Annotated in this window: 22 protein-coding genes and 1 pseudogene; 13 read left to right on the forward strand and 10 right to left on the reverse strand. The window is 70.9% G+C overall.

Annotation, left to right across the window (positions count from 1 at the left end):
• Positions 1-24: 24 nt before the first annotated feature.
• The 3 genes and pseudogenes from ACFY2Z_RS06840 to ACFY2Z_RS06850 all read right to left on the reverse strand — a co-directional run bounded on the left by ACFY2Z_RS06840 (position 25) and on the right by ACFY2Z_RS06850 (position 2,343).
• Entirely contained in the window at positions 25-687 is a 663-nt protein-coding gene (locus tag ACFY2Z_RS06840) for a TetR/AcrR family transcriptional regulator (protein ID WP_390743097.1), read from the reverse strand.
• A pseudogene (locus ACFY2Z_RS06845) lies at positions 684-1,320 on the reverse strand (MFS transporter); the annotation flags it as partial. The pseudogene ACFY2Z_RS06845 and the gene ACFY2Z_RS06840, both read right to left, overlap by 4 nt.
• A gap of 309 nt (positions 1,321-1,629) precedes the next feature.
• The gene (locus ACFY2Z_RS06850) at positions 1,630-2,343 is read right to left on the reverse strand and encodes a hemolysin III family protein (protein ID WP_390743098.1); all 714 of its coding nucleotides are present in this window, start codon (positions 2,341-2,343) and stop codon (positions 1,630-1,632) included.
• Between the two features lie 308 nt (positions 2,344-2,651).
• On the opposite strand from ACFY2Z_RS06850, the gene ACFY2Z_RS06855 reads away from it, so the two are divergent.
• The 3 genes from ACFY2Z_RS06855 to rfbC all read left to right on the forward strand — a co-directional run bounded on the left by ACFY2Z_RS06855 (position 2,652) and on the right by rfbC (position 6,305).
• A complete protein-coding gene (locus tag ACFY2Z_RS06855) occupies positions 2,652-4,475 on the forward strand; it encodes a phosphoenolpyruvate carboxykinase (GTP) (RefSeq protein ID WP_390743099.1) in 1,824 nt (607 codons plus the stop codon).
• A 211-nt stretch (positions 4,476-4,686) separates the two neighbouring features.
• Positions 4,687-5,625 carry a glucose-1-phosphate thymidylyltransferase RfbA gene (gene rfbA, locus ACFY2Z_RS06860; protein WP_390743100.1) on the forward strand — a complete coding sequence of 313 codons (939 nt, stop codon included), beginning with the start codon at positions 4,687-4,689 and terminating at the stop codon, positions 5,623-5,625.
• 80 nt (positions 5,626-5,705) lie between these two features.
• On the forward strand, positions 5,706-6,305 hold the full coding sequence (gene rfbC, locus ACFY2Z_RS06865) for a dTDP-4-dehydrorhamnose 3,5-epimerase (RefSeq protein ID WP_390743101.1): 600 nt from the start codon (positions 5,706-5,708) through the stop codon (positions 6,303-6,305).
• Between the two features lie 238 nt (positions 6,306-6,543).
• On the opposite strand, the gene ACFY2Z_RS06870 is transcribed toward rfbC, so the two are convergent.
• Positions 6,544-7,665, reverse strand: a complete 1,122-nt coding sequence (locus ACFY2Z_RS06870) for a hypothetical protein (protein WP_390743102.1) — start codon at positions 7,663-7,665, stop codon at positions 6,544-6,546.
• A gap of 54 nt (positions 7,666-7,719) precedes the next feature.
• On the opposite strand from ACFY2Z_RS06870, the gene ACFY2Z_RS06875 reads away from it, so the two are divergent.
• The 3 genes from ACFY2Z_RS06875 to rfbD all read left to right on the forward strand — a co-directional run bounded on the left by ACFY2Z_RS06875 (position 7,720) and on the right by rfbD (position 9,905).
• The gene (locus tag ACFY2Z_RS06875) at positions 7,720-7,869 is read left to right on the forward strand and encodes a hypothetical protein (RefSeq protein ID WP_390743103.1); all 150 of its coding nucleotides are present in this window, start codon (positions 7,720-7,722) and stop codon (positions 7,867-7,869) included.
• 156 nt (positions 7,870-8,025) lie between these two features.
• Positions 8,026-9,000: a dTDP-glucose 4,6-dehydratase gene (gene rfbB, locus ACFY2Z_RS06880; protein WP_390743104.1), complete on the forward strand. Its 975-nt coding sequence runs from the start codon at positions 8,026-8,028 to the stop codon at positions 8,998-9,000.
• A complete protein-coding gene (gene rfbD / locus ACFY2Z_RS06885) occupies positions 8,997-9,905 on the forward strand; it encodes a dTDP-4-dehydrorhamnose reductase (RefSeq protein WP_390743105.1) in 909 nt (302 codons plus the stop codon). The genes rfbB and rfbD overlap by 4 nt, the downstream gene beginning before the upstream one ends.
• A 57-nt stretch (positions 9,906-9,962) precedes the next feature.
• Here the strand turns inward: rfbD and ACFY2Z_RS06890 are convergent, their stop codons facing one another.
• The 4 genes from ACFY2Z_RS06890 to ACFY2Z_RS06905 form a co-directional block, all read right to left on the reverse strand.
• The gene (locus ACFY2Z_RS06890) at positions 9,963-11,237 is read right to left on the reverse strand and encodes a glycosyltransferase (protein ID WP_390743106.1); all 1,275 of its coding nucleotides are present in this window, start codon (positions 11,235-11,237) and stop codon (positions 9,963-9,965) included.
• Positions 11,234-11,851 carry a tetratricopeptide repeat protein gene (locus tag ACFY2Z_RS06895; RefSeq protein WP_390743107.1) on the reverse strand — a complete coding sequence of 206 codons (618 nt, stop codon included), beginning with the start codon at positions 11,849-11,851 and terminating at the stop codon, positions 11,234-11,236. Before ACFY2Z_RS06895 ends, ACFY2Z_RS06890 begins: the two co-directional genes overlap by 4 nt.
• Positions 11,852-12,267: 416 nt before the next feature.
• Positions 12,268-12,684 carry a hypothetical protein gene (locus ACFY2Z_RS06900; RefSeq protein WP_390743108.1) on the reverse strand — a complete coding sequence of 139 codons (417 nt, stop codon included), beginning with the start codon at positions 12,682-12,684 and terminating at the stop codon, positions 12,268-12,270.
• A 119-nt stretch (positions 12,685-12,803) separates the two neighbouring features.
• Positions 12,804-14,015: a pyridoxal phosphate-dependent aminotransferase gene (locus tag ACFY2Z_RS06905; RefSeq protein WP_390743109.1), complete on the reverse strand. Its 1,212-nt coding sequence runs from the start codon at positions 14,013-14,015 to the stop codon at positions 12,804-12,806.
• Positions 14,016-14,142: 127 nt separating this feature from the next.
• Here ACFY2Z_RS06905 and ACFY2Z_RS06910 point away from each other — a divergent pair, with 127 nt between their 5' ends.
• Complete coding sequence (locus tag ACFY2Z_RS06910; protein WP_390743110.1) at positions 14,143-14,940, forward strand: hypothetical protein; 798 nt, start codon at positions 14,143-14,145, stop codon at positions 14,938-14,940.
• Positions 14,941-15,095: 155 nt separating this feature from the next.
• Positions 15,096-15,971, forward strand: a complete 876-nt coding sequence (locus ACFY2Z_RS06915) for a trypsin-like serine peptidase (protein ID WP_390743111.1) — start codon at positions 15,096-15,098, stop codon at positions 15,969-15,971.
• A 28-nt stretch (positions 15,972-15,999) separates the two neighbouring features.
• Here ACFY2Z_RS06915 and ACFY2Z_RS06920 read toward each other — a convergent pair whose 3' ends face one another.
• Complete coding sequence (locus ACFY2Z_RS06920; RefSeq protein ID WP_390743112.1) at positions 16,000-17,610, reverse strand: amidohydrolase family protein; 1,611 nt, start codon at positions 17,608-17,610, stop codon at positions 16,000-16,002.
• 11 nt (positions 17,611-17,621) lie between these two features.
• Positions 17,622-18,899, reverse strand: a complete 1,278-nt coding sequence (locus ACFY2Z_RS06925) for an amino acid deaminase (RefSeq protein ID WP_390743113.1) — start codon at positions 18,897-18,899, stop codon at positions 17,622-17,624.
• Between the two features lie 151 nt (positions 18,900-19,050).
• On the opposite strand from ACFY2Z_RS06925, the gene ACFY2Z_RS06930 reads away from it, so the two are divergent.
• From ACFY2Z_RS06930 to ACFY2Z_RS06950, 5 genes are all read left to right on the forward strand, one after another.
• The gene (locus tag ACFY2Z_RS06930) at positions 19,051-20,118 is read left to right on the forward strand and encodes a sugar kinase (protein ID WP_390743231.1); all 1,068 of its coding nucleotides are present in this window, start codon (positions 19,051-19,053) and stop codon (positions 20,116-20,118) included.
• Positions 20,115-20,876 (forward strand): IclR family transcriptional regulator, encoded by a 762-nt coding sequence (locus ACFY2Z_RS06935; RefSeq protein WP_390743114.1) that lies wholly within the window; start codon positions 20,115-20,117, stop codon positions 20,874-20,876. Before ACFY2Z_RS06930 ends, ACFY2Z_RS06935 begins: the two co-directional genes overlap by 4 nt.
• On the forward strand, positions 20,873-21,283 hold the full coding sequence (locus ACFY2Z_RS06940; protein ID WP_390743115.1) for a RidA family protein: 411 nt from the start codon (positions 20,873-20,875) through the stop codon (positions 21,281-21,283). The genes ACFY2Z_RS06935 and ACFY2Z_RS06940 overlap by 4 nt, the downstream gene beginning before the upstream one ends.
• A 128-nt stretch (positions 21,284-21,411) precedes the next feature.
• A complete protein-coding gene (locus ACFY2Z_RS06945; RefSeq protein ID WP_390743232.1) occupies positions 21,412-22,935 on the forward strand; it encodes a GntP family permease in 1,524 nt (507 codons plus the stop codon).
• Positions 22,936-23,033: 98 nt separating this feature from the next.
• Complete coding sequence (locus ACFY2Z_RS06950; protein ID WP_390743116.1) at positions 23,034-23,735, forward strand: hypothetical protein; 702 nt, start codon at positions 23,034-23,036, stop codon at positions 23,733-23,735.
• Positions 23,736-23,739: the final 4 nt, after the last annotated feature.

Consider the following 23,739-nt stretch of genomic DNA (forward strand, 5'->3'; position numbering starts at 1 on the left):
TGGCCAGGATGGCACGGGGAACGGTCAGGGGGCCTCGGATTTCCGGCGCTCGAGACCGTGCTCCAGCACGTCGAGGGTGCGTGCGGTGTACTCGGCGATGTCGCCCCGCTGTTCGTGCTCGGCCCAGTAGCGGGAGGCCTCCATCAGCGCGCCGACCACGGCCATGCAGTACACGCGTACTTCCAGGTCGCCGGGGTCGCGCCCGGTGCGTTCGGCCACCACCCGGCACATCATCTGACCGGTCACGGACATGCTCTCGTTCATCCGGGAGCGGACCGCGGGCACCTCGACCATGAGGCGCCCACGCAGTCGCATCTCCTCGGGCGTCTCGTACCCGCCCGACATGCTCCGCTCGACGGCGGTGGCCACCACGTGCCGCAGCGACCGTGTCAGCGGCTCGTCCGCGGGCCGCGCGCGCAGCTCCTCCTCCAAACTCGGGTCGAACTCGTCGGGGATGACGATGTCCTCCTTGGTGGGGAAGTACCGGAACACCGTGGAGGGGGAGACCTCGGCCGCTTCCGCGATCTGCTCGATGGTGGTGGCGTCGTACCCCTGCTCCTGGACCAGCCGGTACGTCGCCTTGCGGATCGCCGTACGGGTCTTGATCTTCTTCCGCTCGCGCAGCCCCGGACGGGGTTCGGCGGCGGGGGTCGAGCTGTTTGCGGTGCGGGCGGCCATGGTCGTCATTGTCGGGCATTCTCCTGGGCGGAGACCATGCCGGGGTTCTCCTCGGGCAGGGTCCCCGCGGCCTTCGGGGTCGGCGGGAGGGTCGCCGCGAGCAGTGCCGTGAGCAGCGCCGCGATGCCGCTGACCAGCAGTACCGAGCCCATGCCGTGGACGTACGCGGCGTTCGTGGACACGGCGAGCGCCCGGTCGCCGAGCTGCTCGGCGACCACATGCGCGCCGACCACCGTGTCGGCGGCGGTCCGTGCCGCCGCGTGCGGCAGGGCGGAGGTGTCGAGCCTGCCGGAGCAGGCTCGCCGGCAGCGAGCCGGAGCAGGGCGACACCGATGGCGCCGCCCACCTGGCGGACCGTCATCAGCAGCCCGGAGCCGCTGCCGGCCCGGTCCCCGGGCAGCGCGCCGAGCGCCGCGTCCATCGCCGGACCACCGCGAAACCGAAGCCGACGCCCGCGATCGACAGCCACCGCGCGGTGAAGCCGTACCCGTCGTGGACGCTCGTACGGCTGCCGAGGAGCGCGGCGAAGGCGAGAACCACGAGCCCCGAGCTGATCACCGGGCGTGCTCCGAACCTCGCCACGACCGGCGCCGCACCGCGCGCCGCGACCAGCCACCCGCCCATCATCGGCAGCATCATGACCGCGGGCGAGGATCACCGGCGTGACGTCGTCGACCAGCGCCCCGGCCGGCGAACCGGCACGAACACCGCGAGGCCCGCGACCAGCGCCCCGAGGCCCCACCAGCGGCGAGGGCCGCGCCGCGCCTCTTCGTCTTGGGTGGCAGTAGCCAGGAAATGGCAGTAACCCTCAAAAGATTGCAACTGTTAATAGATGGTGACTGTCAATAAAGGCGGGGAGGGTTCAGGCCCGGGGGCGGGCGACCGGGCCCGGACATGACGAAAGGCCGCGGCTCCGGAGCCGCGGCCTTGGGGAACAGGCTGAGAGGGAGGTTACGCGTGCTGGTACGCCACCAGGGAGATCCCCACGTAGTGCACGACGAACGCCGCGAGGGTGAACGAGTGGAAGACCTCGTGGAAGCCGAACCACCGGGGCGACGGGTTCGGCCGCTTGATCCCGTAGATCACACCTCCCGCGCTGTAGAGCAGTCCGCCGACGATCACCAGCACCAGGACGGCGATCCCGCCCGTGCGCATGAAGTCGGGGAGGAAGAACACCGCGGCCCAGCCCATCGCGATGTAGCAGGGGGTGTAGAGCCAGCGGGGGGCGCGGACCCAGAAGACGCGGAAGACGATGCCGGCCGCCGCCGCGGCCCAGATGCCCCACAGTAGCCACTGGCCCTTGGCGCCCGGCAGAAGCAGCATGGTCAGGGGGGTGTAGGTGCCCGCGATGATCAGGAAGATGTTGGCATGGTCGAGCCGGCGCAGTACGCCGTCCATGCGTGGGCTCCAGTTGCCGCGGTGGTAGAGCGCGCTGACGCCGAAGAGCAGACACGCCGTCAGAACGTAGATGCCACAGGCGATTCGGCCGCGGGTCGAGTCCGCGAGGGCCGTGAGCACCAGACCCGCGACGAGAACGGCCGGGAACATTCCGAGGTGCAGCCACCCGCGCAGCTTCGGCTTGACCGGATGGGGCAGGGATAGCGCGACGGGACCGCGGCCGGCTGCCGGCGAGTCCGTGGGCGCGTCGGGGACGGACGCAGTCATGCGCGGCATCGTACCTACGGAACCGTAAGTTGCGGATCAAAGTGCGACCGTTATCACCCGGGCTGCCCGCCCTGCGCGGAAGCCGCGCCAACGCAAAAAATCTTTTTGCCGAATCCTACGTGCACGCGAAGAAACGCGGGGACACGTGGCGATCCTCACTCCGCTCAGCTGTGACGCCCTCTGGACAGATGCGCAATCTCGTCGGATGATCAAATGAGTGCGGTCGGCACCGGATGAGCGGCTACGAAGCATCCGGGTCGCAGCCCCCACGGGGCAACCAACAGAAAACCCCTCATCTAGGAGCGATCGTGGCGCGCGACTTCGCGGCTCCCTCAACCGTCCCCACCGAGCACAAGGACCTGATCTCGTGGGTCAACGAGATCGTCGAACTGACGCAGCCGGACAACGTGGTCTGGTGTGACGGATCCGAGGCCGAATACGAGCGCCTGTGCGAGGAACTGGTCGACAAGGGCACGTTCAAGAAGCTCGACCCGATCAAACGCCCGAACTCCTACTACGCGGCCTCAGACCCGACCGATGTCGCCCGGGTCGAGGACCGGACCTTCATATGCTCCGAGCGCGAGCAGGACGCCGGCCCGACCAACCACTGGAAGGCGCCCGCCGAGATGCGGGAGATCTTCCAGGGCGAGAAGGGCCTGTTCCGCGGTTCCATGCGTGGCCGCACGATGTACGTCGTGCCGTTCTGCATGGGCCCGCTGGGCTCGCCGCTCTCCGCGATCGGCGTCGAGATCACGGACTCCGCGTATGTGGCCGTCTCCATGCGCACGATGACGCGCATGGGACAGGCGGTCCTCGACGAACTCGGCACCGAGGGCTTCTTCGTCAAGGCCGTCCACACCCTGGGTGCCCCGCTGGAGCCCGGCCAGAAGGACGTCCCCTGGCCCTGCAACCAGACCAAGTACATCTCGCACTTCCCCGAGACCCGCGAGATCTGGTCCTACGGCTCCGGCTACGGCGGCAACGCGCTGCTGGGCAAGAAGTGCTACGCGCTGCGCATCGCCTCCGTGATGGCGCGCGACGAGGGCTGGCTCGCCGAGCACATGCTGATCCTCAAACTGACGCCCCCGCAGGGCGAGTCGAAGTACGTCGCGGCGGCCTTCCCGAGCGCGTGCGGCAAGACGAACCTCGCCATGCTGGAGCCGACGATCTCCGGCTGGACGGTCGAGACGATCGGCGACGACATCGCGTGGATGCGGTTCGGTGAGGACGGTCGGCTGTACGCGATCAACCCCGAGGCCGGTTTCTTCGGTGTCGCGCCCGGTACCGGGGAGCACACCAATGCCAACGCGATGAAGACACTGTGGGGCAACTCCGTCTTCACCAACGTCGCCCTGACCGACGACAACGACATCTGGTGGGAGGGCATGACGGAGGAGGCTCCGGCCCACCTCACCGACTGGAAGGGCAACGACTGGACGCCGGAGTCCGGGACCCCGGCCGCCCACCCCAACGCCCGCTTCACCGTCCCCGCCTCGCAGTGCCCGATCATCGCGCCCGAGTGGGAGGACCCGAAGGGCGTGCCGATCTCGGCGATCCTCTTCGGCGGCCGCCGCGCCAGCGCGGTGCCGCTGGTGACGGAGTCCTTCGACTGGAACCACGGAGTGTTCCTCGGCGCGAACGTCGCCTCCGAGAAGACCGCCGCGGCCGAGGGCAAGGTCGGCGAGCTGCGCCGCGACCCGTTCGCCATGCTGCCCTTCTGCGGCTACAACATGGGCGACTACATGGGCCACTGGGTCGATGTGGCCAAGGGCAAGGACCAGGCCAAGCTGCCGAAGATCTACTACGTCAACTGGTTCCGCAAGAACGACGAGGGCAAGTTCGTCTGGCCGGGCTTCGGTGAGAACAGCCGCGTCCTGAAGTGGATCGTCGAGCGCCTGGCGGGCACGGCCGAGGGCGTCGAGACCCCGATCGGCATCCTGCCGACGAAGGAGGCGCTGGACACGCACGGCCTGGAGCTGTCGGAGTCCGACCTCGACTTCCTGCTCACCGTCGACAAGGACGTGTGGCGTGAGGAAGCGGCGCTGGTGCCCGAGCACCTCAACACCTTCGGCGACCACACGCCGAAGGAGCTGTGGGACCAGTACCGCGCGCTGGTGCAGCGCCTGGGCTGAGCCCACCAAGAACTCCGCGGCCGGTCCGACTAGCCCTGACCTGCGAAGTCGTCACGAAGGCCGGCCGCGGTGCCAGCACCGCACCGGGCCGGGGCCCGCTCCGTACAACGGCGTACGGATGCGGGCCCCGGCCCGGAGTGCCATGTCCCCGTACACACCGTGGTTACCGTAAAAAACGGGCAGTCATGGGCAATTCACCTATGGTGATGCCATGCGCGGAATCCTGTTGGCCGGGGGTACCGGCTCGCGACTGTGGCCGTTGACCCGCTCGGTGTCGAAGCAGCTTCTTCCGGTCTTCGACAAGCCCATGGTCTATTACCCGCTTTCCACACTCGTGATGGCGGGGGTCCGGGAGATCCTGGTCATCACCACGCCCGAAGACCAGTGCCAGTTCCGCCGGTTGCTCGGCGACGGACGTCAACTCGGCCTGCGACTGGAATATCTCGTCCAGGAACGCCCGGAGGGCATCGCGCAGGCCCTTGTGCTGGGCGCCGACTTCCTCGACGGCGAGCCGGTCGCCCTGATCCTGGGCGACAACATCTTCCACGGAAGCGGTCTCGGCACCCGGCTGGCCCGCCATGACGATCTGACCGGCGGCAGGGTGTTCGCCTACCCGGTCGCCAACCCCTCCGCCTACGGCGTCGTCGAGTTCGACGACCGGGGACGGGCCCTGTCCATCGAGGAGAAGCCGGCCCGGCCCCGCTCCCGGTACGCCGTGCCCGGACTGTACTTCTACGACCACCATGTCGTGGACATCGCCCGCGAGTTGCGCCCCAGTGCCCGGGGCGAGTTGGAGATCACCGACCTCAACCGTGTCTATCTCGACGCCGGTGCGCTCCATGTCACCCGGCTCGACCGGGGCACCGCATGGCTGGACACCGGCACCTTCACGTCCATGGTCCAGGCCTCGGAGTTCGTGCGGGTGATCGAGGAGCGCCAGGGCCTGAAGGTCGGCTGTGTCGAGGAGGCCGTCTGGCGGGCCGGCCTGATCGACGACGACCGGCTCCGGGAACTGGCCCAGCCGCTGCTCAAGAGCGGATACGGCGGCTATCTGCTGGGGCTGCTGGACGACCACGGCGGTGTGGTCCCGCCCCGGCGGATGCCCGGATCGCGGCCCGGGGGACTGCTGACGGTGGGACCCGGACTCTAAAGTCCCGCGGCGGTCGTCCCGAAGACACACACGGGTGCGGTCACCCATGACAACGGCGGCGCGGTGAAAGGAAACAGCGCGTGCTCCCACTTGGTATCGAAGGGGCCTGGGTGGACACACCCAGGGTGTTCACGGACGACAGGGGCAGATTCCACGAGTGGTTCAAGGGAGAAACGTTCCAGGACTCCACCGGCCAGGGGTTCGGGCTCGCCCAGGCCAACTGCTCCCGCTCCGGGCGCGGCACGCTGCGCGGTGTCCACTACGCGGCGGTCCCGCCGGGCCAGGCCAAGTACGTCACCTGTGTCAGCGGCGCCGTACTCGACGTGGTCGTCGACATCCGCACCGGCTCCCCGACCTTCGGGACCTGGGAGGCGGTCCGGCTCGACGACTCCACCCATCGCTGCCTCTATCTCTCGGAGGGGCTGGGCCACGCCTTCATGGCGCTGGAGAACAACTCCACCGTGGTCTACCTGTGTTCGCAGCCCTATGCGCCGCAGCGGGAGTACGGGGTCAACCCGCTCGACCCGGCCCTCGGCATCGCCTGGCCCGACGACCTGGTACCGCTCCTGTCCGACAAGGACGCCGCGGCACCCACGTTGGAGGAGGCGGAGCGGCAGGGTCTGCTGCCCTCCTTCGAGGCATGCGGAGCGTATCGCAGCAGTCTGGTGAGCAGCGCCTGAGCCGCTTTCGGAGCGTTCTGCCGGCCTGCCACGGTAAAGACTCGTTCATGGCCGCCGCGCGGGTGATCTTCAGCGGTGACACGGAGTGACTCCCCGTCGGATGTGACGGAGAGTGAAAAGGTGTGCTGCGTCCGTGGCCACGGGCAACGTGAGTGCGCCCAGTGCGCGCACTCAACGGGTGTGGTCACTCCACGTTTCGTGAGGAAGGTTCTCAGTGAGCCGTAGAACTACCCGAAGTTCACGCGTGAAATCCGCCACGATGGTCTCGGTCGGCGCGCTTGCCGTCGTGCTGAACATCGCTCCGAGCGCGGTGGCCGTCGCCGACGCGATCCACCGGTCCGGCGCAGCCAGTGTGGGGGTGCCCGGCCCGCACGGAGCCGTGAGTGCTCATGGCAAGGTCAAGGGCATCAGCGGGAGCCGCGACCGCGACCACGACCACGGGGACCGCGGACCGCAGGGACCGCGCGGCGGGACGGGCCCGCAGGGTCCGCGCGGCGGGACCGGCCCGCAGGGACCGCAGGGTCCTCAGGGCACTCCCGGCGGAGTGGGCAGCGGCCCCCAGGGCCCCCAGGGCCCGCAGGGTGGGACGGGTATCCCCGGTCCGCAGGGCATCCCGGGTGCGCAGGGCGTCCCGGGTGTTCAGGGTGCGACCGGTTCGCAGGGTGCCATGGGTACGCAGGGCGCCACCGGTCCGCAGGGCGTCCCGGGCGTGCAGGGCGTCCCGGGTGTTCAGGGTGCGACCGGTTCGCAGGGTGCCATGGGTACGCAGGGCGCCACCGGTCCGCAGGGCGTCCCGGGTGTTCAGGGTGCGACCGGCTCGCAGGGCGCTACGGGTTCGCAGGGCGCGACCGGTTCGCAGGGTGCTACGGGTCCGCAGGGCGTCCCGGGTGTTCAGGGCGCCACGGGTATCCCCGGTCCGCAGGGCATCCCGGGTGTTCAGGGTGCTACGGGTGCGCAGGGCGTCCCGGGTGTTCAGGGCGCCACGGGTGCTCAGGGTGCCACGGGTGCGCAGGGCACCACCGGTGCGCAGGGTGCGACGGGTGCCCAGGGTGCCCAGGGTGACCCGGGTGTTCAGGGCGCCACCGGTGCACAGGGCACCGCCGGTGCGCAGGGTGCGACGGGTGCCCAGGGCACCCAGGGTGCTCCGGGTGTTCAGGGCGCGACGGGTGCGCAGGGCATTACCGGTGCTCAGGGTGCGGCCGGTGCCCAGGGTGCGACGGGCGCCCAGGGCTTCCAGGGCGTCCCGGGTGCTCAGGGCGCCACCGGTGCTCAGGGTGCCACGGGTGCGCAAGGTGCAGCCGGGGCGCAGGGTGCGACGGGTGCTCAGGGTGCGCAGGGCGTCGGCCTCGGCACCACCCACGTCGCGATCGGGGCCCAGGGAACCCAGTCGACCGCCACCTGCAACGCCGGCGAAGTGGCCCTCGGCGGCGGGTTCCAGAACACTGCGGCCGGCCAGAACATCGACAGCTCCGTACCGGTCTTCACCGGTACCGGCCCCGCCACCGGGTGGCAGGTCAACTCCGGCGGACCGGTCACGGCCTTCGCGATCTGCGGCACGCCCTGATCGGCGGTTGCGTACGTCTGACCGGAAAATGAGCGACGGTGCCCCGAGGCCTGGCCTCGGGGCACCGTCCGCGTTCCACCGAAGACCCCCGGCCCCGCTCCGCGAGGCCTTGTCGCATTCCATCGACCAAATGTCGACCAATAAACTCGGAGAACCATGCGCATCCTCGTGACCGGCGGCGCCGGATTCATCGGTTCGGAATACGTCCGTCGGCGGCTGAGCGCGGACCCGGCGGCGCGGATCACCGTTCTCGACACACTCACCTATTCAGGGGTCGAGGCCAATCTGGCATCGGTGGCGGAACACCCTGGCTATCACTTCGTCCGGGGCGACATCTGTGATCCGGATCTGGTCGACCAGGTGATGGCGGGCCAGGACGCGGTGGTGCACTTCGCCGCCGAGTCGCATGTGGACCGGTCGATCGACGGCGCCGGTCCGTTCGTCCGCACCAATGTGATGGGCACGCAGGTGCTGCTGGACGCGGCCCATCGGCACGGGATCGGCCGTTTTGTGCAGGTCTCCACAGACGAGGTGTACGGCTCGATCAGCGAGGGCTCCTGGACCGAGGAGTGCCCGCTCGCGCCCAACTCCCCGTACGCCGCCTCGAAGGCCGGCGCCGATCTGCTGGCGCTCGCCTACCACCGCACCCACGGCCTGGACGTCGTGATCACCCGGTGCACCAACAACTACGGGCCGCACCAGTTCCCCGAGAAGGTCATCCCGCTCTTCATCACCCGGCTGTTCGACGGCGGGACGGTCCCCCTGTACGGAGACGGGCGCAACGTCCGCGACTGGCTGCATGTCTCCGACCACTGCCGGGGCATCGACCTGGTCCTGGACGGCGGCAGGGCCGGAGAGGTCTACCACATCGGCGGCGGGACCGAGTTGAGCAACCACAAACTGACCGGCCTGCTGCTGGACGCGGTCGGCGCGGGCTGGGACCGGGTCGAGTACGTGGCCGACCGCAAGGGCCACGATCTGCGGTACTCGCTGGACGACGGCAAGATCCGTGAGGAACTGGGCTACGCCCCGCAGATCGACTTCGCGGCAGGGCTGGCCGCCACGGTGGCCTGGTACCGCGCACATCGCTCCTGGTGGGAGCCGCTGCGGGAGAGGGCGGCGCTGCGGTGACCACGCACTGGCTGGTGACCGGCGCGCTCGGGCTGCTCGGCCAGGAGGTACGGGCCGAACTGGCCGCCGATCCGGACGCGGAGGTGACGGCACTGGGCCGCGACCGGCTCGACATCACCGACCCGGCCGCTGTGCGCACGGCCGTCGACGGCCACCGGATGGTCGTCAACTGCGCCGCGTGGACGGACGTCGACGGCGCCGAACACTCCGAGGCGGCGGCGACAGCGGTGAACGGCACCGGCGTGCGCCATCTAGCACGCGCCTGCGCGGACACCGGGGCGCTGCTGCTGCACATCTCCACCGACTACGTGTTCCCGGGCGACGCCCGCCGCCCGTACCCCGAGGACGCCCCGACGGCGCCCGTCAACGCGTACGGGCGAAGCAAACGGGAGGGGGAGCGGGCGGTCGCCGAACTGCTGCCGGGGACCGGCTACATCGTGCGTACGGCCTGGCTCTACGGCGCGCACGGCCGCAACTTCGTGACGACCATGCTCGACCTCGCGGCCCGGCGTCCGACCCTGGACGTGGTGGCCGACCAGCACGGCCAGCCGACCTGGGCCCGGGCGCTGGCCCGGCAACTGGCAGCCCTCGGCCGTGCCGCCCTGGCCGGACGGGCACCGGCCGGCATCTACCACGGCACGGCGGCCGGCCACACCACGTGGCACGGGCTGGCGCGGGAGACCTTCCGGCTCAGCGGCCTCGACCCGGCCCGGATCCGGCCGGTCGGCTCGGACAAGTTCCCGCGCCCGGCCGCCCGCCCGGCGTTCGGTGTGCTCGGCCACGACAACTGGGCCCGAGCGGGCCTCGCCCCCCTCCCGAGCTGGGACGACCAGCTGATCGCGGCACTGGGCACACCGCCCTTCGCCGCGCTGGCCGACGCGGCGCTGACGGTCCCGGTCCCGTGACGCACGGATGCCCCGCGGAACCCTCGGGTCCCGCGGGGCATCCACCGCGTTCGGGGGCTAGACCAGCAGCGGACCGCCGCAGCGCTCGGCGCCCTCCTTCATCGCGATCAGGTTGGCGACCACGTAGGAGATGTCGTTCCGGGAGTGCCACTCGGTGGGGAAGTAGGTGACCAGCCGTGACGACTGGAACTTCGCCTCGATCTCGGGCACGAACGTGCGGTACTGGTTGTCCGTGTAGTACCAGAACGAGTTCTCGTTGTAGAAGGCGACGTGGGTCGGGTCCTGGTACGCGCCGCGTCCGTCGGAGCTGGGCGTCATGGTGAGGAGCATGCCGCCGGGGGCCAGTAGCCGGTACAGCTCGTTGATGAGCGGCACCTTGGCGGGGACGTGCTCCAGGAAGTCCACCGCCCGCATCAGGCCCACGGAGTTGTCGGGCAGGTCCAGCGGGTCGGGCAGGGTCGCGACGATGTCGACGCCCTCTCCCGGATGCTGGTCCACACCCAGGTAGCCGGGCGGCTTGCGGTGGGCCGCGCCGAGGTCCAGCGCGACCAGCCCGCGCCGCTCGGTCCAGGCGAGCGCGTTGGCCTCGATGTACTTGTCGTACAGGGCGACCGTCTCGCGCTGGATGTGCGCGTTGATCTCCGGGTCGCGCTGGGTGTTCGACGGGTGCATCCGCTGCAGATACAGACAGCGGGGGATGTGGTGGAAGTCGCCGAGGTGGAACAGCCGGCACATCAGGTCCTGGTCGTCGAGGACCGTGCGGGTGGCGTCGTAGCCGCCGGCCTTCTCGTAGCTTTCCTTGCGGAACGCCCGCACATGGTTGGGGGCGTACCAGATGTAGGCCACGTTGTGCGGGGTCGGAGCCATCGACTTGGCCTGGAGCAGGGTGCGGCCGTCGACGCGCACCTCCTCGTACTGCCAGCCGTGCGCCTCGTTGAAGCGCGTGTCGTCCCGCTTCCCGTCCTCGGTGATCTGAGCGGTGTTGCTGTAGACGAACACGGCCTCGGGATGCTCGTCGAACGCCTTGCCGAGTTCCGCGAGGCACGCCTTCACCAGCAGATCGTCGTGGTCGAGTTCCACGAGGATCTCGCCGCGGGCCAGCTCGCAGGCCCTGCGTTTGGCCGCCCCGACGCCGCGGACATCGTCCGCGATCTCCACGCGCACCCGCTCGTCGGGCTGCTCGGGCCGCCACCGGGCGCCGTTGTTGAGCAGGACGATCCACTCCCAGTCCGGGCAGGTCTGCGCCTGCAGGGTCGCCAGGCACTCATCGAGAAAACGGGGCCGGTGGCTGGGGGTGAAGACGGAGAACCTGGGTGTTGCAGTCGACGTCATCTGGAGTCACCTGCTTGGCTCGATGTCGGTGGGGGGCTTACGTAGTCCCGGAACTGCTCGGGCACCGCGGAGTACAGCGAGGGGTCCGCGGCCACGGCACGGCGGAACTCGGCCGTCGCCTCGTGGTCACGGCCCCTCTTCGCCAGGATCTGACCGAGTTGCAGATGGGCCGTCGAGGCCTTGGGGGTGGCGGCGATGGCGCGTCTGAGGAGCGTGACGGCCCGGTCGGGGTCGCTCGACTTCAGCAGCACCGCCTCGTTGTAGAGGGCGGAGCCGTACTTCGGGTCGAGCTTCAGCGCCTTGTCGTAGTCCGCACGGGCGTCGGCGGTCTTGCCCTCCTGTTGTGCGAGGACTCCGAGGTTGTACCAGGCGATCTTGTTGTGAGGGTCCAGGTCCAGCACGCGCCGGTAGGTGCCGGCCGCCCCGGCCGTGTCGTACTGCGCCTGCAACTTGGCGGCGGCCAGCAGCGTGTCGGCGTTCGGGCCCTTCTGGGCTGTCGGCGCGGTCTTGGAGTCCGCGGGCCGGTCCGGGTGGGACTGCACCGCCCAGACGGCGATCCCGCCGGCGATCGCCACTGTTCCGGCGAGCCCTGCCCACAATGTCCTACGTTTCACTTTGTCACATCTCGTGGAATGGTGAGGGAATTCCCTTGATTTCCACCGACGTTACGAGCCCGCGCGTGTGACACCGGCCATCGGCAGGCGGTTGAGGTCGTGGTCCACCCGAATGCATGCACATCGGGACGCGGGATGCGGGAAGGGGTGCCCAATCTCGTGCTGTCATCGGTTAATTGGGCGGACTGTTCGGTAATTCGTCCGCAGATAAGGCTGTCAGCGTGCCGAGAAGGTGAAAGGGCGTGCGAGCCGGGCGAGTTCGCGGATGCCGGAAGAGGGGCGGGGCGGGGGGACGCGCTGGGCCCGGGCGGTGGGGGTGCGCGGGGGTGGAGAAGGTGGCACCCGGTCCGCGCGTCGCTGCGGGTGCACGCGGACCGGGGCCGTCAGGAGGAGCCGGCCGGGGCGGCTCGGGAGGGTCAGCCGGCGGCGATCGGCTCGGCCGACGCGGCGGCATGGGCGTCGATGCGCTCCGCCGACAGGATCGCGGCCGCCGTGTCCGCGCGGGACGCCGCGACCACCAGGGCCCGGCCCGCCAGCGCATGGGCGCGCCGGTGGAGGGCCGCGATCTGCGCGTCACCGCCGTGCGCGGCGGAGGTCGCACGGACCGGCCGTACGCTCCCGCGCAGCCGCGCCACCTGGTCGGTGAGCCGCTCGGCCGCCGTGTCCAGGTCCCCGGAGGGGGCCAGGGACCGCAGCTCGTCGGTCACCGCGAGCAGCGCGGCCAGATGGCCGGCGAGCTGGATGTCCAGCTCCTCCTCGCGGGAGCGGTGCGGGAAGTCGGGGTCAGGGCAGGCCGGTGTGTGGACCGACTTGGTGCGGATCGGTTCGTACATGGGACGGCCTCCTGTGCTTGATAGGAAACCATCCTAGCTTGGAATTCGTCTAAAGTTGAGTCGGATCGCGGAATGCCTCGGGCGGTCACACGCCGTGAGGGCGGGGTGCCGGGTGCGGGTCAGGGCTGGCCGTAGCCGTCCAGGAAATTCCCTATCCGCGTGATCGCCGACGTCAGATCGGCCACGGTCGGCAGCGTCACCACCCGGAAGTGATCGGGCTCCGGCCAGTTGAAGCCCGTCCCCTGGACGACCATGATCTTCTCGCTGCGCAGCAGGTCGAGGACCATCTGCCGGTCGTCCTTGATCTTGAAGACGTTCGGGTCGAGGCGCGGGAACAGATACAGCGCGCCCTTCGGCTTCACACAGGTCACACCCGGGATCTGGGTCAGCAGCTCGTACGCCGCGTCCCGCTGCTCCTTCAGGCGCCCGCCCGGCAGCACCAGGTCGTTGATCGTCTGGCGGCCGCTGAGCGCCGCCACCACGCCGTGCTGGCCCGGCATGTTCGCGCACAGCCGCATGTTCGCGAGGATCGTCAGCCCCTCGATGTACGACGCCGCGTGCGCCCGGGGGCCGGAGATCGCCATCCAGCCCACCCGGTACCCCGCCACGCGGTACGCCTTCGACATGCCGTTGAAGGTGAGGGTCAGCAGGTCCGGGGCCACCGCCGCCGTGGGGGTGTGGGTGGCGCCGTCGTAGAGGATCTTGTCGTAGATCTCGTCGGAGCAGACGAGGAGGTTGTGCCGGCGCGCGATGTCCGTCAGGCCGCGCAGCATGGTCTCGTCGTAGACCGCGCCCGTCGGGTTGTTCGGGTTGATGACGACGAGGGCCTTGGTGCGGTCGGTGATCTTGCGTTCCACGTCCGCCAGGTCCGGCATCCAGTCGGACTGCTCGTCGCAGCGGTAGTGCACGGCCGTGCCGCCCGCCAGGGACACGGCCGCCGTCCACAGCGGGTAGTCCGGGGCCGGTACGAGCACCTCGTCGCCGTCGTCCAGCAGTCCCTGCATCGCCATGACGATCAGCTCGGAGACGCCGTTGCCGATGAAGACGTGCTCGACGTCCGTCTCGATGCCGAGGGTCTGGTTGTGCATCACGACCGCCCGGCGGGCGGCGAGCAGGCCCTTGGCGTCGCCGTAGCCGTGGGCCGTCGAGACGTTGCGGAGGATGTCCTCCAGGATCTCCGGCGGGCAGTCGAAGCCGAAGGCGGCCGGGTTGCCGGTGTTGAGCTTGAGGATGCGGTGACCCGCTGCCTCCAGCCGCATCGCCTCCTCGAGAACCGGGCCCCGGATCTCGTAGCAGACATTGGCGAGCTTCGTGGACTGGATCACCTGCATGTCCGTGAGCTTACGGCCGTGTCTGCGGTCGTGCCGCGTGTTTTCCACCACGTGGGCGGTGTCGGTTCGACAGGTCGTCCCCGGGTGGCCGCATCGCGTGTCACTTCCGCCCCTAAAATGCACGCCCATGTCTTGGGAACATCGGCCCGGCGACGGGACGCACGGCGTGAACGCCGTCAATGGTGCGACGGGTGCTCACCCCACCGGGGGGACGCAGCCGGAGAACGACGCACCGCAGGGCCCCCCGAACGTGTATCACCCGCACGTCGAGACGGCCCCCGAGTACGGCGGGTACGCCGACCCGGCCACCGCCCACGGCTGGCAGAACGCCTACGACGAGACGCGCGAGCTGCCCAAGGTGACGCTCGACGAGTACGGCGCCGCGGCGCCCGCCCCCGAAGGCCCGGCGGTGCCCGCTTCCGCGGGCCCGGGGGTGCCCGCGCCCCGGGGCGGCTCCCGGCGCCGGGCGCGGCCCGCGCCGCGCTCCCGGGGGCCCCGCCGTCTGCTCATGACCGCCGGTGCGCTCGGTGTCGTGGGCGTGGCCGCCGCTCTGGCCGGGAGCTTCGGCTCCGGTTCCGCCGGGGGCGCGCAGGGCGGCACCGAGGAGTCCGCGCGGCCGAAGGCGGCCCGGTCCGAGGTGCCCGGGGAGAGCAGCTCCCTGTCCTCCAGCCCCGCCCCCGCCGCCTCCGTCCAGCCGTTCCGTTCCGTCGCCCCGGCCGGCGCGGTGAGTGCGTCCCCGACGGCAGCCGCCTCACGGGAGGTGCCCGCCACGCACAGCGCGAATCCGGCCACCTCCCCGGCGGCGCCCACCGGTCAGGCGACCTCCTCCGCCCCACCCTCCGCCACCGCGAGCCCCACCGCGCCGGACGACAACTGGCACGGCCATCCGGGCCACGGGCACGGGGGTCCCCGGCACCCCTGGTAGCCGAGTCCGCCGTGGGCTCCTCGGCGACACGGCCGAAAACCGATCCTTGCTCCGGCACACCCCTCCGTTGACAATGCGCATGACAAACACAGGTCGGGCCGGAGGATCTCCGGCCCGTCGCGTCATCGCAACCTCATCAAGAGGGGACCCCCCACATGAGAAAGCCTCTCGTTGCCGCCCTTTTCGCTCTGGTGATCGCCGGAGCCGGTGCGGCACCGGCGGTCGCGGCTCCCCAGGCCGCCCGGACCGCACCCACGGCTTCCCGCACCGAGGCGGCCTCCCGGACGGCCACGGTCCGGGCCGTCGACTTCGCCGGCACCGTCTCGCTCAGCAACTGCTCCGGCTCCGTCATCCGCTTCCCGAACTCCGCGGACACCGACCCGGCGCTCGTGCTCACCAACGGCCACTGCCTGGAGACCGGCTTCCCCGCCCCGGGCGAGGTCATCGTCGGGCAGTCCTCCAGCCGTACGTTCGGACTGCTCAACTCCGCGGGCAGCAGGGTCGCGACGCTGCGGGCCGGCAAGGTCGCGTACTCCACGATGACCGACACGGACGTCACGATCTACCAGCTCACCACCACCTACGCGCAGATCAGGAGCTCGTACGGCATCAGCGCGCTCACCGTCGCGGACACCCACCCGGTGGCCGGCACCTCCATCAAGGTCGTCTCCGGTTACTGGAAGCGCATCTACAGCTGCAACGTCGACGGGTTCGTCTACCGCCTGAAGGAGGGTGACTGGACCTGGAAGGACTCGGTCCGCTACACCTCCGCCTGCGACACCATCGGTGGCACCTCGGGCTCGCCCGTCATCGACAACAGCACCGGAAAGGTCGTCGCCGTCAACAACACCGGCAACGAGGACGGCGAGAGGTGCACCGAGAACAACCCCTGTGAGGTCGACCCGAGCGGCAATGTGACCGTCCGTCAGGGCATCAACTACGCCGAGGAGACCTATCTGATCCCGGCCTGCTTCGGCACCGGGAACAAGCTGAACCTCAACGCGAGCGGCTGCACCCTGCCCAAGCCGTAACCGCCCTCGGTGGCTCGACGGCGGGCGGTCAGCGCACAGTCCTGCGGACCGCCCGCCCCGCGAGGACGTCCGTCCGGCGTCCGTCCTCGATCACGAAACGGCCGTCGACCAGCACGTTCGGGATACCGGTCGGCAGTGCGCGCGGCCGCTCGAAGCCGGCGCCCGCCGCGACCGTCGCCGGGTCGAAGAGCACCAGGTCGGCGCGGTATCCCTCGCGGACCAGACCGCGGTCCGGCAGGCGCAGCCGGGCCGCCGGCCGCGCGGTCAGATGGGCGACGCACTCCTCCAGCGACAGCACCCCCAGCTCGCGGACGTACCGGCCGAGGTAGTGCGGGAAGGTGCCGTACGCCCTCGGATGCGGCTTCGCACCGTGCAGGATGCCGTCGGAGCCCCCGGTGTGGACGCGATGCCGCATGATCACCCGGACGTTCTCCTCGTGGCCCACGTGCTGGAGGATCGTCGGCCCGAGGCGGTCCTCGACCAGCAGCCGGCGGGCCGTCGCCCAGGGTTCCTCGCCGCGCCGGTCCGCCGCCTGCCGCACCGTCGTGCCGACGTACTCGGCGAGTGCCGGATCGCTGACCCCGGAGATCTCGACGGTCTCCCAGTCGACGGGCACGCCGTGGCAGCCGTCGGCGCCGGTCACCTCCAGGTCGTGCCGGATCCGCTCGGCCGTCGCGGGGTCGGCGAGCCGCCGCAGGATCTCCTCGGGGCCGCCCTCGCCCGCCCAGCTCGGCAGCAGCGCCGCCAGCGTGGTGGAGCCCGGGGTGTAGGGATAGGTGTCCAGGGTGATGTCCGCGCCCGCCGCCAGCGCCTCGTCGAGCAGGGACAGCAGCTCGGGGGCGCGGCCCTCGTTCACACCGAAGTTCATGGTGGCGTGCGCGAGGTGCAGCGGACAGCCGGCCGTGCGGGCCAGGGTCACCATCTCCGCGTACGCCTCCAGGGCGCCCGCCCCGTAACTGCGGTGGTGCGGACAGTAGTAGCCGCCGTACTCGGCCACCACCCGGCACAGCTCCGTGAGTTCGGCGTCCTTGGCGTACATGCCGGGGGTGTAGGTGAGTCCGGACGACATGCCGACGGCACCCTGCTCCAGGCCCTCCGCGACCAGGTGCCGCATCCGGTCCAGCTCCTCGGGCGTCGCCTCCCGGTCCTCCCAGCCCACGGCCAGCATCCGGACCGTGCCCTGCGGGATCAGATAGGCGGCGTTGACCGCGATGCCCTGGTCCAGGCGGTCCAGATACTCGCCCACCGTCCGCCAGGTGAAGTCGATGTCGTCACCGTAACCGTTCCAGCCGGTGATCGCGCGCCGCACCTCGGCCAGTGTGCGGTCGTCGACCGGCGCGTACGACAGCCCGTCCTGCCCGATGACCTCCAGCGTCACGCCCTGCGCCGCCTTCGCGTTGTGGTCGGGGTCGCGCAGCAGCGCGAGATCGCTGTGGGCGTGCATGTCGATGAAGCCGGGGGCGAGGACCAGACCCTCCGCGTCCAGTTCCCGCACGGCCCGGGGGCGCTGGCAGCCCGCCGCCGCGGCCTCCTTCACGATCGCGGTGATCCTGCCGCCGTCGATCACGACGTCGGCGCGGTACGACGGTTCCCCGCTGCCGTCCACGACGTCGGCGTCCCGGATGACGAGCTGCTCCACGACCGGCCCTCCTAGAAGAACGTGCGGATGTAGTCGACGACCGTCCCGTCCGCCTCGGCCACCGGGATCACCTGCCACTTGTCGAAGGACGTGCACGGGTGGGACAGACCGAAGCCGACCCAGTCGCCCACCTCGACGTCCGCCTCGGGGCCGGTGCCCAGCCAGAGGTGCTGGTCGGACAGGGCCGTCACCTCGATCCCGGCCGCCGGACGCTCGGTGCCGTCCCGGCGCACCGCCTGGGCCACGGGGAGGTCGAGGTCGTAGGCGGCGTCCCGCTTGCCCGCGTTGACGAACGCCTGGTCCGCCGACGGGCGGGAGATCACCTGGGCCCACAGCCGGAACGCGGGCTCCAGGGCGCCCTCCTCCGGCACCCGATTGAACGGGGTCAGCCTGCGGTAGTGCACGTCGTCGTGCGAGACATACGCGCCCGAGCGCAGCAACTTCAGGACGGGAAGGGAGAGTTCGGGGATCTCGGCGAAGACGTCGGCGACCGCGTCGAACCACTCGCTGCCGCCCGCGCTGACCACGATCTCGTCGGTCCCCGTGAACCGCCCCGCCTTGTCGAACTCCACGGCGATCCCGGTCAGCCGGCGCAGCCAGGCCCGCACCCGCTCCGGCGTGGCCTCGGGCACCTGGGCCTCGTACCCCGCCACGCCCACCAGACGCAGGGTGTCCGTGCCCGCCACCGCGTCCGCGACCGCCCTCGCGTCCGCCTCGGTGCGCACGCCGGTGCGGGCGCCCTCGCCCGCGCCCAGCTCGACGACGACCTCCACCGGGCGGGCGGCGCCCCGCAGGGCCGCGTCCATCAGCTCCACCCCGTGCACGGAGTCGACGTAACAGACGAGGCGGAACTCCGGGTCGGCGGCCAGTTCGGTGGCGATCCAGCGCAGGGCCGCGGCGTCCACCAGCTCGTTGGCGAGGAACACCCGGTTGATCCCGAACGCCCGTGCCACGCGCACCTGGTGGGGGACCGCGAGGGTGATGCCCCACGCCCCGTGCGCCAGCTGGCGGTGGAAGAGCTGCGGCGCCATCGACGTCTTGCCGTGCGGGGCGAAGGCGAGGCCGTGGCGGGCCGTGTACGTCTCCATCAGGGCGAGGTTGTGCCGGAGGCGCTCGGCGGACAGGGCGAGGACGGGGGTGGTGAAGCCGCCGGTGAACAGATTGCGGCCCTCGTCCGCCAGTTCGGCCAGGGTCAGCCCGTCGGCGTCCGGCGGGAGGCCCTTGAAGCGGTGGTCGACGCGGTCCGCCGCGAGGGCGGCGAGGCGGGCTGCGGCGGTGGCGGCGTCCATGGGGCCTCCTTGATCCCGGTCGTTGCATTCTGTGCAACGACCGTTGCGTGTATCGCTTGCTGCTGTCTAACATCCCCGCCAACGCCGGGTCAACGGAGTCGCCGTACCCGCGGGACGAACAGGAGCCACCACCATCGTGACCGCCAACGGCCTGCCGCTCGCCCCGGGTGCCCCGGACGTCGTGGATGTCGTCGCGCTCGGCGAGTCCATGGTCACGTTCGTGCCGTCCGGTCCGGGCGGGCTGGCCGATGTGCCGTCCTTCCAGCGGGGGATCGGCGGCGCCGAGTCGAACGTCGCGTGCGTGCTGGCGGCCGCCGGGCACTCCGCGCGATGGGTCAGCCGGGTCGGGGCGGACGGCTTCGGCGCGCATCTGGTCGAGGCGATCGGGGCGTACGGCGTCGATGTCGCGTCGGTGCCGCGCGATCCGGCGCGCCCGACCGGGATCTACTTCCGCACCGCCGGGGACCGGGCGGGCGACGACCACGAGGTGGCGTACTACCGGGCGGGATCGGCGGCCTCGGCGATGACGGTGGAGAACGTCGACCTCGACGCGGTGCGGGCCGGGCGGGTGCTGCATCTGTCCGGGATCACGGCCGCGCTGTCGGACGGCTGCCGCGCACTGCTGCGGGAGCTGACCGCGCCCCGGGCCGCGCGCCCGCTCGTCTCCTTCGACGTCAACCACCGTCCCGGGCTGTGGCGTGACGCCGACGGGCCCCGGGTGCTGATGGACCTGGCGCGCCGGGCCGACATCGTGTTCGTGGGGGACGACGAGGCCCGCGAGCTGTGGGGGCTGCGCGGCGCCCGCGCCGTCCTGGAGGCGCTGCCGGAGCCCGAGACAGTGGTCGTCAAGCAGGGCAGGGGCGGTGCGACCGCGTTCGCCAAGAACGTCGACGGCCCGTGCGAGGACGCCATCGGCACCGCCACCGTCGTACGCGCCCCGAAAGTCGACGTCGTCGCCGCCGTCGGTGCCGGGGACGCCTTCGCCGCCGGGTTCCTCTCCGCCACGCTGCGCGGGCTGCCCGTACGGGACCGGCTGCGGCACGGCCATCTGGCGGCCGCCGCGGCGCTGACCGTCCCCGGCGACCTCGCCGCCCCGTGCTCCCGCGACCACGCCGACCGGCTCGTCGCGCTCGACGACGCCGCGTGGGAGACACTGCGACTCGGCCCCGGCTGGACCGAAGCCGACGCGCGGGCCGCGGAGGAGGTACGTACACCATGAGCCAGACCGTCGACCGGGCGCTGAGCATCCTGCCGCTGCTGGCCGCGGGGCCCGCCGATCTCGGACAGGTCGCCGACCGGCTCGGCGTGCACAAGTCCACCGCTCTGCGGCTGCTGCGCACGCTTCACGAGCACGGCCTGGTCTACCGCCAGTCCGACCAGCGCTACCGCCTCGGGGCCCGCCTCTTCGCCCTCGCCCAGCAGGCCGTGGAGAACCTCGACGTCCGGGAGATCGCCCACCCCCACCTCGTCCGCCTCAACGAGGAGTGCGGGCACACCGTCCATCTCGCGGTGTACGAGGAGGACGAGGTCCTCTACATCGACAAGGTCGACAGCCGCTACCCGGTCCGGATGTACTCCCGCATCGGGAAGCCGGTCGCCATCACCGTCGCGGCCGTCGCCAAGCTGCTGCTCGCCGACCTCCCCGAGCCCGAGCGCCGCGCCGTCGCGGAGAAGCTCGACTACCCCCTCTACACGGCCCGTTCGACGCCGAACGCCGCCGCCTTCCTCAAGGAGCTGGCGATCGTGCGCGGGCAGGGCTGGGCCACCGACCTCGGCGGCCACGAGGAGTCCATCAACTGCGTCGCCGCCCCCGTCCGGGGCGCCGACGGACGGGTCGTCGCGGCCATGTCGGTCTCCGCGCCCAATGTCGTCGTCACCTCCGACGAACTCCTCACCCTGCTCCCGCTGGTGCGCCGTACCGCGGACGCCATCACCCGGGAGTACTCCGGCAACCCGCCAGCAAAGGACTCCGTATGACGGACAAGACCGCCCTGACCCCCAGGACCCACACGACCCCGCCCGCCCGGTTCTCCCACGGCGTGCGGAAGGGCGACATCCTCCAGGTCGCCGGGCAGGTGGGCTTCCTGCCCGCCGAGGAGGGCAGGCCGCCCACGCCCGCGGGCCCCACCCTGCGCGAGCAGACCCTGCAGACCCTCGCCAACGTCAGGGCGATCCTCGAGGAGGGCGGGGCCGGCTGGGACGACGTGATGATGATCCGTGTCTATCTGACCGACGTGGACCACTTCGCCGAGATGAACGAGATCTACAACGCCTACTTCGACGAGCAGGGCCTCACGCAGCCGCCCGCCGCCCGGACCACCGTCTACGTGGGCCTCCCGGCCGGACTCCTCGTCGAGATCGACGCGCTGGCCGTACTCGGCTGACCCGCCGCTCCACCCCTGCGTACGTCGTCACGGCCGGCGCCCCCCACCCCTGGGGTGCCGCGCCGCGATCCCCCCTGCCCGAAAGCTCCATGAACTTACGAGAAGCCAGAGGTCCCCCTGTCATGCGCATGATCATCATGCACGATCTCGCGGCCCCCGCCGCGCCCGCCACCCCACCCCACACCGGCGGACTGCTCGCCCTCGTCCACGGCACCGCCGGCCTCCTCACCGTCGCGGCGCTCGGTGTCGCGCTGCTGCTCATCCTGATCATCAAGGTGAGACTGCAGCCCTTCGTCGCGCTGCTCGCGGTCTCCATAGCCGTCGGCCTCGGCGCCGGACTCTCGGTCACCGAACTCTTCGGCACGGTCCAGCGCTCCGACGCCGTCTCCCTCATCGAGTCCGGCATGGGCGGCACCCTCGGTCACATCGCCATCATCATCGGCCTGGGCACCATGCTCGGCGCGGTCCTCGAGGTCAGCGGGGGCGCCGAGGTGCTGGCCTCCCGGCTGCTGCACCTCTTCGGCGAGCGGCGCGCCCCGCTCGCCATGGGCCTCACCGGTCTGATCTTCGGCATCCCGGTCTTCTTCGACGTCGGCATCTTCGTGCTCGCGCCCATCGTCTACGCGGCCGCCAAGCGGGGCGGCAAGTCGATCCTGCTCTACTGCCTTCCGCTGCTAGCGGGACTGTCGATGACCCACGCCTTCCTGCCGCCGCACCCGGGCCCGGTCGCCGCCGCCGGTCTGCTGAACGTCGACCTCGGCATGGTCATCCTGATGGGCGTCGTCTGCGGGATCCCGGCGGTGCTGGCCGCATGGGCGTGGGCGGCGTGGATCGGCAGGCGGATCTTCGTACCCGTGCCGCAGGACATGATGGAGGCGGCCGAGGAGGCGAAGGCGGCGCTCGCGCGGGAGCAGCGGGGCGGGAGCACCCCGCCGTCGGACGACGCCGAGAGCTCGGGGGAGGGCGTGCCGCCCGCGGAGAAGCCGGTGCCGCTGGCCACGGTGTTCGCAATCATCGGTACGCCGCTGGTGCTGATCCTTCTGGCGACCTTCTCCTCGATCGCCTTCGACCCCTCCACGGGCCGCTCGGTGATCGAGTTCTTCGGCCACCCCTTCGTGGCGCTGACGATCGCGCTGCTGCTGGCGTACTACCTGCTCGGCATCCGCCGCGGCTGGTCCCGCAAGTCCCTGGAGACGGTGTCCACCGCCTCCCTCAAGCCGATCGGCAACATCCTGCTGGTGGTCGGCGCGGGCGGTGTCTTCGGCGCGGTCCTCAAGGGCAGCGGGGTCGCGCAGGCCCTCTCCGACACCTTCCACGGCGTCGGCCTGCCGGTGATCGTCCTCGCGTATCTGATCTCGCTCGTGCTGCGGGTGGCGCAGGGCTCGGCGACGGTCGCGATCGTCACGACGGCGGGCATCGTCGCCCCGCTCCTGACGGAAAGTCATCACTCCCAGGCCTTCGCTGCCTTGGTCATCATGGCCATCTCGGCCGGTTCCATCTTCGCCTCGCACGTCAACGACGGCGGTTTCTGGATGGTGGCCAAGTACTTCGGCATCAGCGAACGGGACACGCTGCGGACCTGGACGGTGTTGGAGTCGGTGCTGTCCGTGGCGGGGTTCGCGACGGCCGCCGTGGTGAGTACGTTCGTATGACTTCGCGAACTTCGTGAGAGCTTCGTACGGCGAGAATTCGTATAACGATGCCGGGGCTGGCTGTGTCCGTCACAGGATCTTCGACCATACTGCCCGCTGTGGAGCAGCGCATAGGTCCGAGCAGCCAGCCCCTGGACGGTGCCGGGATCGACCCGGCCTTCATCCCCGGGCTCACCTCACCCGTTTCCGCCGAACGGGACTCCGACGAGCCGAAGGACGCGGAACCCGACGGCATGAAGGCCGTCGCCGCGGAGTCCGCGGAGTCCGCGAAGTCGGCGGAGTCCGCGAAGTCGGCGGAGCCCGACGGCGGGGCGTCCGAGGGCGAGACGGCGGCCGACGACGCCGTGGCCGATGACGCCGTGGCCGATGACGCCGTGGCCGACGACGCCGAGGCCGACGACGCCGAGGCGGAGGAGAAGGCCCCCGAGGGGCCCGTCTTCGAGGCCGCCGACCGGCGTGCGCGGATCGTCGCGGACCACAGCGGTGTACGGCTGTCCCTGGACGACCAGGAGTGCGAGTTCCGCTGGGACGAGATCAGTGCCGTCGAGACCCAGGCCGCGCGCTTCGGCAAGCGGTTCACGGTCACGGTGCACACGCCTGACCGCCGCTGGTACCCGATCGAGATCGAGGCGACGGCCAGGGCGTGCTTCACGGAGTGGGAGACCGGGCTGGACGAGGTTCTGGACGCCTACTTCGACGACGGCGAGAAGGAACCCGCCGCCGCGCAGGACGGCGAGAAGGAACCCGCCGCCGCGCAGGACGGCGAGAAGGAACCCGCCGCCGCGCAGGACGGCGACTGAACCA

It is taken from the genome of Streptomyces sp. NPDC001222, from assembly GCF_042896945.1.
Taxonomy (GTDB): domain Bacteria; phylum Actinomycetota; class Actinomycetes; order Streptomycetales; family Streptomycetaceae; genus Streptomyces; species Streptomyces gibsoniae.